Annotated in this window: 9 protein-coding genes and 1 pseudogene; 7 read left to right on the top strand and 3 right to left on the bottom strand. The window is 38.8% G+C overall.

Annotated features, from left to right (window positions below):
• Positions 1-31: 31 nt before the first annotated feature.
• A pseudogene (trxA, locus tag ABD682_RS05435) lies at positions 32-361 on the bottom strand (thioredoxin); the annotation flags it as partial.
• A gap of 133 nt (positions 362-494) precedes the next feature.
• Positions 495-4,883 (bottom strand): DNA polymerase III subunit alpha, encoded by a 4,389-nt coding sequence (dnaE, locus tag ABD682_RS05430; RefSeq protein ID WP_344739865.1) that lies wholly within the window; start codon positions 4,881-4,883, stop codon positions 495-497.
• Between the two features lie 773 nt (positions 4,884-5,656).
• Between dnaE and ABD682_RS05425 the strand changes: the two genes are divergently transcribed.
• The 3 genes from ABD682_RS05425 (at position 5,657) to ABD682_RS05415 (ending at position 7,590) form a co-directional block, all read left to right on the top strand.
• Positions 5,657-6,265 carry a 30S ribosomal protein S16 gene (locus tag ABD682_RS05425; protein ID WP_344739863.1) on the top strand — a complete coding sequence of 203 codons (609 nt, stop codon included), beginning with the start codon at positions 5,657-5,659 and terminating at the stop codon, positions 6,263-6,265.
• Positions 6,266-6,327: 62 nt separating this feature from the next.
• On the top strand, positions 6,328-6,858 hold the full coding sequence (gene rimM / locus ABD682_RS05420) for a ribosome maturation factor RimM (protein ID WP_344739861.1): 531 nt from the start codon (positions 6,328-6,330) through the stop codon (positions 6,856-6,858).
• A gap of 18 nt (positions 6,859-6,876) precedes the next feature.
• Complete coding sequence (locus ABD682_RS05415; protein WP_344739859.1) at positions 6,877-7,590, top strand: tRNA1(Val) (adenine(37)-N6)-methyltransferase; 714 nt, start codon at positions 6,877-6,879, stop codon at positions 7,588-7,590.
• Here the strand turns inward: ABD682_RS05415 and ABD682_RS05410 are convergent, their stop codons facing one another.
• Positions 7,591-8,901: an amino acid permease gene (locus ABD682_RS05410; RefSeq protein ID WP_344739857.1), complete on the bottom strand. Its 1,311-nt coding sequence runs from the start codon at positions 8,899-8,901 to the stop codon at positions 7,591-7,593.
• A gap of 73 nt (positions 8,902-8,974) precedes the next feature.
• On the opposite strand from ABD682_RS05410, the gene ABD682_RS05405 reads away from it, so the two are divergent.
• From ABD682_RS05405 to ABD682_RS05390, 4 genes are all read left to right on the top strand, one after another.
• A complete protein-coding gene (locus tag ABD682_RS05405) occupies positions 8,975-10,063 on the top strand; it encodes an SRPBCC family protein (protein ID WP_344739855.1) in 1,089 nt (362 codons plus the stop codon).
• 131 nt (positions 10,064-10,194) lie between these two features.
• The gene (locus ABD682_RS05400; protein WP_344739853.1) at positions 10,195-11,373 is read left to right on the top strand and encodes an acyl-CoA dehydrogenase family protein; all 1,179 of its coding nucleotides are present in this window, start codon (positions 10,195-10,197) and stop codon (positions 11,371-11,373) included.
• A 78-nt stretch (positions 11,374-11,451) separates the two neighbouring features.
• A complete protein-coding gene (locus ABD682_RS05395) occupies positions 11,452-12,240 on the top strand; it encodes a DUF3050 domain-containing protein (RefSeq protein ID WP_344739851.1) in 789 nt (262 codons plus the stop codon).
• Positions 12,241-12,289: 49 nt separating this feature from the next.
• On the top strand, positions 12,290-13,024 hold the full coding sequence (locus ABD682_RS05390) for an SGNH/GDSL hydrolase family protein (protein ID WP_344739849.1): 735 nt from the start codon (positions 12,290-12,292) through the stop codon (positions 13,022-13,024).
• Positions 13,025-13,165: the final 141 nt, after the last annotated feature.

The following is a 13,165-nucleotide window of genomic DNA, read 5'->3' as shown; positions in this document are numbered from 1 at the left end:
ACAAACCTTTACATTTTTCTTTTTCTATATATTATAATAGTGAATCGATAGCGTCTGTGTAGGCGTTCTTAGGTGCTACACCTACTTGACGACCAACAACTTCACCATTTTGGAATACCAAAACAGTTGGAATATTACGTACTCCATATTTCGCAGCAAATTCCTGATTTGCATCTACATCAACTTTACCAACAATGGCTTTTCCTTCATACTCGTTACTGATTTCTTCAATAACAGGTCCTACCATGCGACATGGTCCGCACCAAGCTGCCCAAAAATCCACCAATACCGGCTTGTCACTATTTAATACAGTTTCTTCAAACGTTGCATCTGTTATTTCTAATGCCATAATATTTTTATTTAAATTGTCTTTTACTTCTAATTATTTTACAAAATTAGTCAAAAAAATCCCGAAAGCTTACACACCTTCAATTTGTTTTACTTATAGTTCAATCAATCGGTGCTATTACAGTACACCGTTAGGTTCCATCGCGTTAGTTTAATTTATAGTAGAGCTCGCGTTCTTCTAATTCGTCGAGTAATTCTTGTGATACTTTCACCTTTTGTTTCCGACTTGGCATGGTTAATTTTATCTCGTCTTTTCTGTCGTAAACTATAAAATTAAGAGCCTGATTTCCCGGATGCATTTTCAAAAGATCTTTTAAATCTAAAATATTTTCTTCCTGAAGTTGATTGATATCTACCTGGATCGATAATTTTTTAGCGTAGGATTCCATCACATCGTGTAGTAATTGGAAATTATTAAATTGCAATCGGGGTTCCCCACGCTCGCCGGTATTCTTATTGATCCAACCTTCACGAACAAAACAGCGTACAAAAACAAAATTATTCTTCATTAAAAAATGACGGAACTTCAAGTATTCTTCACCAAAAATTCGAAACTCATAACTATCCGTATAATCTTCAATGGTAAATAATCCCCAGCCTTTTCCTTGTTTACTCACACGGTGCTGCACATCAGTAACTACACCTCCAAAAACCAATTCACGGTTCACATAAGGGGTAATATCGGTAAACATACCAACCGTACAATTACAAAAGGTCTTCATTTCGGTTTTGAAATCATCCAACGGATGCCCTGAAATGTAAATTCCAACAACTTCGCGTTCTTTACTCAGTTTTTCCATGGTGCCCCATTCTTCGCAAGGCGGCACCTGAGGTTCGGCAATTTGAACATTACTTGCATCACCAAACAAACTTACCTGAGCAGAATTTTCATTTTCCTGATGTTTCGCACCATATTTTATTGCTTTTTCTAAAAAGGTGATACCATCTCCTTCGTCGTGGAAATATTGAGCACGATGTGTATTTTTAAAACAATCGAAACCTCCGGCTAAGGCCAGATTTTCGAAGGCTTTTTTGTTAGCAGCGCGTAAATCGATACGTTTTGTTAGGTCGAAAATAGAGCTGTACGGCCCATCTTTTTTACGATTCTCCACTATCGTTTTTACGGCACCGTGGCCCACCCCTTTTATGGCACCCATTCCGAAACGCACGGCACCATCTTTATTAACCGAAAACTTATAATAGGATTCATTAACGTCAGGGCCGAGAACAGGTAGTTTCATCCGTTTACACTCTTCCATAAAGAAGGTCACCTGCTTAATGTCGTTCATGTTATTTGAAAGCACAGCCGCCATATATTCTGCGGGATAATGCGCTTTTAAATAAGCAGTCTGGTAAGCGATCCAGGCATAACAGGTCGAGTGGGATTTGTTGAAGGCATAACTCGCAAAAGCTTCCCAATCTTTCCAGACTTTTTCCAGAATTTTAGCATCATGACCGTTGGCACTTGCCTGCTCGATAAACTTGGGTTTCATTTTATCGAGTACTGCAATTTGCTTTTTACCCATGGCCTTACGAAGAACATCTGCTTCACCTTTGGTAAAGTTTGCCAATTTTTGCGATAAGAGCATCACCTGCTCCTGATACACTGTGATACCATACGTTTCCTGCAGATATTCCTCCATGGCGGGAAGATCGTACTCGATATCCTCATCACCGTGTTTTCGTCGTACGAAACTCGGAATGTATTCCATCGGACCCGGACGATACAGGGCATTCATGGCAATAAGATCTTCAAACACCGTTGGTTTTAAATCTTTGAGGTGTTTTTGCATTCCGGGTGATTCGTATTGGAACACCCCAACGGTTTCACCGCGTTGGAATAGGCGATAAGTTTTTTCATCATCCAGAGGAAAACTATCCGGATCCAGTTCAATACCATGTTTTGCTTTCACAATTTTAACGGTATCCTTGATGAGCGTTAAGGTTTTTAAACCCAGGAAATCCATTTTCAACAAGCCTGCCGATTCTACAACAGAGTTATCGAACTGGGTAACATACAAGTCAGAATCTTTGGCGGTGGCTACCGGAACAAATTTGGTAATATCATCGGGCGTGATGATGACACCACAAGCGTGAATTCCCGTATTTCGTACAGAACCTTCCAGGGTTCGCGCGGTGTTCACCGTTTCAGCTTCCAGATCTGAACCCTCAGAAATATTTAAAAGCTGATTTACTTTTTCAAGATCTTCAGAACGGAATTTCTGGCTCAACTCCTTTTCTTCCAAACCAAAAATCTTGTTCAATTTGGACATGTTCGGAATCAACTTAGCAATGCGGTCAGCATCAAATAAAGGCAGGTCTAGAACTCGTGCCGTATCTCGAATAGACGATTTCGCAGCCATCGTTCCATACGTAATGATCTGAGCTACCTGATTAGCCCCATATTTTTTAATCACGTAATCCATTACGCGACTTCGGCCTTCGTCATCAAAATCGATATCAATATCGGGCATACTGATACGATCCGGATTCAAGAACCGCTCAAAAAGCAGATCGTACTTCAATGGATCGATATTCGTGATCCACAAGCAATAGGCCACTACGGAACCGGCCGCTGAACCACGCCCCGGACCCACAGATACATCCATATTTCGCGCTTCTCGGATGAAATCTTCAACAATCAGGAAATAGCCGGGATACCCTGTGTTTTCAATAACGCTCAACTCAAAATCCAAACGTTCCTTGATGGCATCAGACAAGGGTTCGCCATAACGTTTTTTGGCTCCTTGATAAGTTAAATGACGTAAATAGGCATTTTCACCTCGTTTACCACCATCGAATTTATCTTCTTCATTTTTAAATTCATCAGGAATATCGAAAGCCGGTAAAAGGACATCACGGGCTAATTGATAGGGTTCAATTTTATCTAAAACCTCTTGAATGTTACTTATGGCTTCAGGAATATCTTTGAATAAAGCCTTCATTTCGTCAGCCGACTTGAAGTAATAATTCTGATTTGGCAAACCATAGCGGTATCCACGACCTCGACCAATCGGAGTCGCTTGTTTTTCACCATCTTTTACGCACAATAAAATATCATGTGCATTGGCATCTTCCTGATTCTGGTAATAGGTATTATTGGTAGCAACAACTTTGATATTATGCTTTTTGGAAAACTCAATTAACACGGGATTCACACGGTTTTCATCTTCCTGATTGTGGCGCATCAATTCAATATACAGGTCATCACCAAATTGCTCTTTCCACCACAAAAGGGCTTCCTCGGCCTGATTTTCACCTACATTTAGCACTTTGCTAGGCACTTCTCCGTATAGGTTTCCGGTAAGTACAATAAGGTCTTCTTTGTAAGTTTCAATGAGTTTCTTATCAATTCTGGGCACATAGTAAAAACCATCCACAAAAGCATGCGAGGACAATTTAGCCAAATTGTGATAGCCGTTCTTATTCTTTGCTAATAAAACAATTTGGTAACCGTTATCTTTTCGGGTTTTATCCTGATGATCATCACAAACAAAAAACTCACAACCAATAATTGGTTTTATTTCTTTTTCATTTATGGTTTCACCATTGGCTTCGGCTTCTGCCAGTTTATTTTTGATGGACCCATTGTACCGATTTACAGCATTGATAAAGTGAAAAGCTCCCATCATATTCGCATGATCAGTAAGTGCTACGGCGGGCATGTTGTTTTTCGCCGCGGCATCCACCAGGTCGGCCACACTCATGGTAGACTGTAAGATCGAAAACTGGGAATGGTTATGCAAATGCGCAAAAGAAACCTCCTGAAGATCGGATACATTTTGTTGAATATCTTCTTTGGTAATATCCGGTTCGGTGGCTTCTTTTATTCTAGCCCGGATCTTGGCACTTTCCTTTTTAAGATTGATGTGCTTTAAACCGATAAGCTGTATTTCCTTCGGATTTTCCTCCTGAAAGTTTTTAAAGTACTCCGGAGTTACATCAAGTTCCTCTTTGGTATATTCCTCACGGCGGATTAACTCCAGAAAACAACGCGTCGTGGCTTCCACATCGGCAGTCGCATTATGAGCTTCATCAAAAGGTTCATGAAACAGAAATTCGTGTAATTCGGTAAGGGTTGGCAATTTATATTTTCCGTAGCGTCCTCCGGGAATTTTACAAAGATCCGCGGTATGTTCGGTACACGTATCCAAAACCGGAAGTTCTTGCAATGGGTTGGCAACGGCGCCACGCACAAATTCGGCCCCCATAATATTAAGATCGAACTTCACATTCTGCCCAACAACAAATTTGGTTCTGGAAAGGGCTTCATTAAATTTTTCTAATACCTCAGCTAAGGGAATACCTTCTTCCTGGGCAAGTTCTGTAGAGATCCCATGAACTTTTTCTGCATCATAGGGAATATTAAAACCTTCAGGCTGTACTAAATAATCCTGATGATCGATACAATTACCCATCGCATCGTGTAATTGCCAGGCTATCTGAATACAGCGCGGCCAATTATCCGTGTCGGTAATCGGGGCGTCCCAGCGTTTTGGTAATCCTGTGGTCTCGGTATCAAAGATTAAGTACATAAATGTTCTCCTATTGGGTGCTTAAAAGTTCAAAATAAAGGAATAAAAATACATCAAAAACCAGCCTTATTAAAGTTAAGTTATGAACTATTTGTAAACAAAAAAACGAGAACCTTACAAACTGCGGGGTTTCAGAATTTAGCCTAAGAAATAAAAGTTATCTTAATGATTATCAGAAGTAGACCTTTTTAATAAGGTATATAAAAAAACACTTGCTCTAAATGATTTATAACATTCAGAGTCAAGCGCATTATTCTCCCTAAGTGAACTGATTAATAGCAAAACAAATGTAACCAGGCTTCTAATACAAACAAATACCCAAAAAAGGGTATTTTTAGTCGGGGTCGGCTTCATCAAAACTGAGCATCCTATTTATTATTTCTTACTTTCAAATGGAATGAAACAAAAAAAGCGCAACCTAAGGTGCTGCGCTTTTCAAACGAAAATTAATATCTAAGATACTAACTCTTTTGATTTTTTCTTCGGATGTGATTTGTAACACATCTACACTCCTTAAGATAAAAACATAAACCATTGATTACAAATATTTTAACAGACTTTAGGAAAAATTTAAGCGGTTTAACATTTCAAAGGAAATTCTTTAAGTTTTCTACGATATTTCTAATGAATTTTTCGAAATTGCCAACCCGACTAGACTTCTGTTTTTCACCCAATTAAATGATTAAAATAATTTGGTTGAAAATTCAAAATAATACATTATCTTTGCGCCCTTATTAATAACCGAGGTCGTGAACCTCAAATAATTAATTATTATGCCAGTAAAAATTAGATTACAAAGACACGGTAAAAAAGGGAAACCTTATTATTGGATCGTTGCTGCCGATGCACGTGCAAAACGCGATGGTAAGTACTTAGAAAAAATAGGTTCTTATAATCCTAACACAAATCCTGCAACTATCGATTTAAATATCGACGGTGCCGTGAAGTGGTTACAAAACGGTGCCCAGCCAACGGATACTGCTAAAAACATCCTGTCTTACAAAGGTGCCTTATTGAAAAACCACTTAATGGGTGGTGTTGCTAAAGGGGCGCTAACTGAAGAGCAAGCTGAGAAAAAATTCCAGGCTTGGTTAGAAGAAAAAGAAGCTAAGATTCAAGCTAAAGCTGAAGGACTTTCTAAAGCTGAAGCTAAAGAAAAAGCTGAAAGATTAGCTGCTGAAAAAGCTGTAAACGAAGCTCGAGTAGCTGCAGCAGAGCCTGAGGTAGAAGAAGCTGAAGAAACAGAAAACGCTGCTGAAGCTGCTGCTGAAACTGAAGCTCCTGCTGCTGAAGAAACAGCAGAAGCAGAAACTACGGAAGAAGCTCCTGAAGCTGAGACCAAAGAAGAAGCTCCTGCTGAAGCTAAAAAAGAAGAAGAATAAAAATTTATTTTTTATACTTTTAAACTCCGATAGCTCCTATCGGAGTTTTTTATTTTAACACCATGCAAAAAGAAGACTGCTTTTATTTAGGTAAGATTGTTAAAAAATACAGTTTTAAAGGCGAAGTATTAGCAAAACTGGATACGGATCAACCCGAACTTTACGATAATTTGGATGCGATTTTTTTAGAGGTTCGCGGGAGTTTGATTCCTTTTTTTGTAGAGGACACACAATTACATAAATCTGAACTGTTAAGGATCAAATTTGAGGACGTTGATACCGAGGCTGATGCCGATAGTATTTTAAAAAGCGGTTTGTACCTCCCACTCGATTTATTACCAAAACTGGAAGGCAACAAGTTTTACTTTCACGAAGTCATTGGTTTTAAAATAAATGATAAAAATTTCGGGGAGGTCGGAACCATAACCGCAATTAATGATTCTACGGCGCAATCCCTTTTCGTGATTGATAGAAATGGTACAGAAATTCTAATTCCTATGAATGACGATTTTATTAAAAAGGTGGACCGTAAGGCCAAAACTATTTTAGTAGAAACCCCGGAAGGGCTTATCGATCTGTATTTACAAGGCTAAATTTTAAGAAAGCCTCTGATGAATAAACCTTTCAAATTCAAACAATTTACAATAGAACAAGATCGCTGCGCCATGAAAATTGGTACGGATGGCGTATTACTTGGTGCCTGGACCTCGATTGAACACCGTCCGTTTTCCATTTTGGATATAGGTGCAGGAACCGGTGTAATTGCGTTGATGTTGGCGCAACGTAGTGCTGCTGAAGTTATTGATGCTATTGAAATAGACGATGATGCTTATGAACAATGCGTAGACAACTTTGAAAAATCGCCCTGGAACGATCGGTTGTTTTGTTATCACGCTTCGTTGGAAGAATTTGTAGATGAAATAGAGGACAAATACGACCTTATTGTTTCAAATCCACCATTCTATTCCGAAGACTATAAAACTGAAAACACCCAACGTGATACTGCGCGATTTGCTGATGCCTTACCCTTTGATCATTTGATTGAAAGTGCTTCAAAATTATTATCAGAAAACGGTTTTTTTTCGGTGATCATTCCTTTTAAAGAAGAAGCATCATTTATCGCTGCAGCTTCAGCTTTTGGATTATTTCCAAACCGTATCCTTCATGTAAAAGGGCATCCGGAATCAAAATTCAAGCGAAGTCTGATCGCATTTTCCTTCCGCGAAAGCGACATTGAAAAAAAAGAAATGATAATTGAAACTACCTGGCATCAATACACCGAGGATTACATCAATCTTACCAAAGATTTTTATTTAAAGATGTAATTACTTTTCGCGTTTGTTATAAAGCATAATGAGGTATAAGGGAATTCCCAAAAGCAATAACATAAAACCGTAAAAAACAGTTTCCGGACCTGCGCCGAAGATGGCCCAAAGTGAAAAGGCAAAACCTAATCCCCCGAGTACAAAGGTTTTTACCCAACTATTACAATGCAATTTTCGTTCTATGATTATCAGAATGTAAGCTGCACTTGTTAGTAAATACGGTAGCAAGGCAACAAAAACCACAATTTCGACGATCGTTTGAAATTGATCAACCAAACCTTTAGTAAAATTCATGAGCATTACCGCCGAGGACAAGAGTCCTCCGATGATCAAACCATACGCCGGAGCGCCATTTTTATTTTCTTTCCTAAAAATTTTAGGGAATAAATTATCTTTTGCCGTAGCCATAGGCATTTGACCTGTGATCAAAATCCATCCGTTAAGTACACCTAGCCCTGAGATAATCACACCGATGGCGACGAAATAGCCTCCAAAATCTCCGGAGATCAATTGTGCTGCTTTAGCAAAGGGTGCAGCCGAACCTTGCAAAATATCTGTGGGTAAGATCCCAAAAAGCACAATGGTGGCTAAAATGTATATAATAGCTGTTAAAACAGCACCAAACATCGTGGCTTTTCCAACTAAAACTTCAGGATTCTTAATATTTTCAGCGGGAATTGTGGCACATTCGATCCCAATAAATGCATAGAGTGTCAAGGCGGCTACCATCGGAAAAGTTGCAAAATCACTGTTCCCTGTAAGATTAAATTCCGGGAAATTATTTATATCGAAATAGAAAAGTCCAACAATAATTACGAAAATCAAAGGTGTTAATTTTAGAGCGGTTGTTATCACCTGAACAATTCCTGACTCTTTAATTCCTCCTGTATTAATCCAGGTAAACAACCAAATTAATCCTAATCCGATACTCACAGAATACACAGAATTGGTCTCTAATACAGGGAAAAAGAATCCTATGGCACCTACGATGGCAATGGCAATCGCGCCATTACCAACCCAACAAGAAACCCAGTAACCCCAGGCCATCAAAAATCCGATAAAATCACCAAATCCTTCACGAGTATAGGCATAAGGTCCGCCACTCTTATTAACGACGATTTTACTTAAATTACTGAATATTTTTGCCAAAATAATAGCGCCTACAGCAGTAAACACCCAACCCAAAAGACTGATACTACCATATTTTGCAAGAGCGGCCGGCAAGACAAAGATGCCTACCCCGATCATGTTCCCAATAACAAGAGAAGTTGCTGTAATTAATCCAACCTTTTGAGGTTCTTTTGAAGTCATTTAAGTAAGTTTTAAGGCAGGTATGGTTTAATTATGTAAATTACAGGCGACTAAATATACAATATAATCGGATATGCCTTACAAATTTTATGTTGATTCTGATATCACCAAGGCCGAGACCTTACCGGCTTCATTCTATAAGGATGAAATCTTGTTTGGCGATCTGAAAGAAAAAGTGTTTTTAAAGTCCTGGCAATGGATTGGCGATAAGGCATTGGTTTCTGAAAAACAAGCTGTATTTCCTTTTGTTCTGTTGGAAAATTACCTCACAGAACCCATGATACTTACCAAAGCTTCTGATGGTGAAATATCCTGTTTAAGCAATGTATGTACCCATCGTGGGAATCTTGTGGCTTATGAAAAAGGTATTTCAAAAAAACTGGTTTGTAAATATCATGGGAGACGATTTAATTTAAAGGGCGATTTTGAATACATGCCTGAATTTGACAAAACCGAAGATTTCCCAAGACCTTGTGACAACCTTCATCAGTTTCCGCTAAAACAATGGGGGCACTTATTATTTGCCGGATTAAACCCGGCTTTTGATTTTCAAGAGGCTGTAAATGTGATGAAAAAGCGGATTGGCTTTATGGATTTAGAACAGTTCCAAGAAGATAAAAGCAGACATAAAGATTTTGAGGTAAATGCGCATTGGGCCTTATACTGCGATAATTATTTAGAAGGTTTTCATGTGCCTTTTGTTCACAACGACCTCAATGCTGTTTTGGATTATGGAAGCTATGCGACGGAAATTTACAAATACTGCAATTTGCAAATTGGATATACAGAAACAGCCGATAACACCTTTGAACTTCCTGAAGATCATATAGATTACGGAAAACATGTTGCCGCCTATTATTTCTGGGTCTTTCCTAATATGATGTTTAATTTTTACCCCTGGGGACTTTCAATTAATATCGTAAAACCCATAAGTATCAATAAAACTAAAGTAGCTTTCAGAAGCTACGTTTATGATGCTTCAAAATTAGAAAAGGGCGCCGGTAGTGGTTTGGATAAGGTAGAACAAGAGGATGAGGAAATTGTGGAGCATGTTCAAAAAGGGGTCCGATCCTCCTTTTATAAAGCTGGCAGATTTTCACCAACCCGCGAACAAGGTGTTCATCATTTTCATCGTTTGTTAGCTGAATTTATAAATCAATAATTCAGCAAATTATTTCCTCATTTTGAATATAAAAAATCGTTTACTTTGGTTAAATTTGACATCTATTAAATTTTTAATAAAAAAAGACAGCATAATTTAAGAATTTTGCATTCAAACCCTTATCATTAAGCATGAAACCAGATTTATTTGAAGCACCGGATTATTACAAAATAGACGATCTATTAACTGAAGAGCATAAACTCGTACGTCAGGCAGCCCGTGAGTGGGTAAAACGCGATGTATCGCCTATCATCGAGGACTATGCTCAAAAAGCCGAATTTCCTAAACAAATTATTAATGGATTATCGGAAATTGGTGCTTTCGGGCCCTACATTCCCATGGAATATGGTGGTGCTGGATTAGATCAAATTTCGTACGGGTTGATCATGCAGGAAATAGAACGCGGTGATTCTGGAATTCGAAGTACAGCTTCGGTACAATCTTCTTTAGTGATGTACCCGATCTGGAAATATGGAAACGAGGAGCAACGCCAAAAATATCTACCAAAACTAGCCAGTGGCGAATGGATGGGTTGTTTCGGTTTGACCGAACCTGATCACGGCAGTAATCCCGGTGGCATGGTGACCAATTTTAAAGATAAAGGCGACCATTACCTTTTGAATGGTGCTAAAATGTGGATCAGTAATGCACCGTTTGCAGACGTTGCAGTGGTTTGGGCAAAGAATGAAGAAGGTCGCATTCACGGCTTGATCGTAGAACGTGGTATGGAAGGATTTTCAACGCCTGAAACTCATAATAAATGGTCGCTTCGTGCTTCAGCAACGGGTGAACTTATATTTGATAATGTCAAGGTTCCAAAAGAAAATTTATTACCAAACAAGTCCGGTTTAGGCGCACCGCTTGGTTGTCTGGATTCCGCTCGTTACGGTATTGCCTGGGGTGCTATAGGCGCTGCTATGGATTGCTATGATACCGCTTTACGTTACAGTAAGGAACGCACCCAATTTGGGAAACCTATTGGCCAATTCCAACTACAACAAAAGAAGTTAGCCGAAATGATCACAGAGATTACCAAAGCGCAACTTTTAGCCTGGCGCTTAGGCGTTATGAAAGAGAATGGTACAGCAACCTCAGCGCAGATCTCGATGGCAAAACGGAACAATGTGGATATGGCTATCAATATTGCTCGTGAAGCCCGCCAAATGTTAGGCGGTATGGGCATTACCGGTGAGTATAGTATTATGCGTCATATGATGAATTTAGAGAGTGTCATTACTTACGAAGGTACGCACGATATTCATCTGCTTATTACAGGCTTGGATGTTACCGGCCTAAATGCATTTAAGTAATCAAATCATAACAAAACTTTATAAAAATTCGGTTTCAAATTGATGGTTCAAGTGTTATTTTTGTAAAAAATTTGCATTATGAACACCGAAGCTATTCACAAGGCCATCAAGCCGCATCAGGATACGCTGCTTAACCATCCATTGTACAACAAAATAAAAACCGTTGAAGATCTGCAATTGTTTTTGCAGCATCACGTTTTTGCGGTATGGGATTTTATGTCGTTGTTGAAGGCTCTTCAAACAAAATTAACCTGCACTACAACGCCATGGATGCCCGTTGGAAATCCTGAAACACGTTATTTGATCAATGAAATAGTGCTTGCTGAAGAAACCGATATAGATCAGGAAGGACGTCGCCGAAGCCATTATGAACTCTATATTGATGCCATGGAAGATGCTAAGGCAGATACACGTTTAATTGCTGATTTCCTGAACCATGTTGAGGAAACGAAAAATATCTTTGTTGCTATAAAAAACAGTCCCTTGCCTGAAGCCGTAAAAGACTTTTTAAATTTCACCTTTGAACTTATAGAACAGGGAGAAGCTCACGAAATTGCTGCAGCATTTACCTTTGGTCGCGAAGATCTTATTCCGGATATGTTCACAGCGATATTAAAGAAGTTTCAAAATAACCTTAATGACGTCGACTTATCTAAGCTCATTTATTATTTTGAACGTCACATTGAGTTAGACGGCGATGAGCATGGTCCCATGGCTATGAACATGATTTCTGAACTTTGTGGAGGTGATTCAAAAAAATGGCATGAGGTTGAAGACGTTGCTAAACAAGCTTTAGAAAAACGCATCGCTTTATGGGATGGCATTGAACACCTCATTGAAGATAAGCAGCTTGTAGCGCAAAATTAGAACACTACCTACTGCCAAAAGATTTCTGTATCTTTACTTAAAAAGTTTTATGAGACAGAGATCATATATGATACTGAGCGCTTTTATGCTCTTTATTGGTTGTAGCAGCAATGAGGCACCACCTCAGGATGAATCCTCCAAAAATTCGACTTCAATAAGTGCGCCATCATTAGATGATGGCATCATTAGAATTTTAGCCCTGGGGGATAGTTATACCATTGGTGAAAGTGTATGTGAAACCTGCCGTTTTCCGGAACAACTTAAAGATAGTTTGATCCAAAATTTAAGTTCCGGTGATCCTGTTGAGTTGAAAATTATTGCCAAGACCGGTTGGACTACTTCCAATTTAATTCAGGGAATTTCTACAGAAAACCCTGCTGATAATTATGATCTGGTCACCCTCCTTATTGGTGTAAACAACCAGTATCAAGGAAAACCTTTTTCCCTATATGAGGAAGAATTTCCTAAGCTTTTAAATACGGCCATTCAAAAAGCAGGAAATGATAAGAGTAATGTGATCGTTGTGTCGATTCCTGATTATGCCTACACGCCTTTTGGTGGTGGAAGCAATAGTATTTCTCAGGATATCGATAAATATAACAGCTTTGCCAAAAGTTATTGTGGATCTCAAAACGTAACCTTCGTGAACATAACAGATATTACAAGAGAAGGTTTAAATGATCCTGATCTGGTTGCTTCGGACGGTTTACATCCCTCTGAATTAGCTTACAGCAAATTTATAGAACGGATACTCCCTTTGGCCCTTCAGAAATTAGCTGATTAAGCAACATTATAATGGTTTACTTCTTTTAGTAAACGTATCTTTGCCAAAATTTTTTTGGTGCAACTCCGTAGCATATTTTTTGTATTTCTTTATTTTGTTGCCATGCTAAGGCCATTGCAACCCTTGGTTTATTATGAACTA

Origin of the sequence: Gaetbulibacter aestuarii (genome assembly GCF_039537665.1) — a bacterium.
Taxonomy (GTDB): domain Bacteria; phylum Bacteroidota; class Bacteroidia; order Flavobacteriales; family Flavobacteriaceae; genus Gaetbulibacter_A; species Gaetbulibacter_A aestuarii.
Note: the sequence above shows the minus strand (reverse complement) of the source record. Positions and strands in the feature narration are given on the sequence as shown.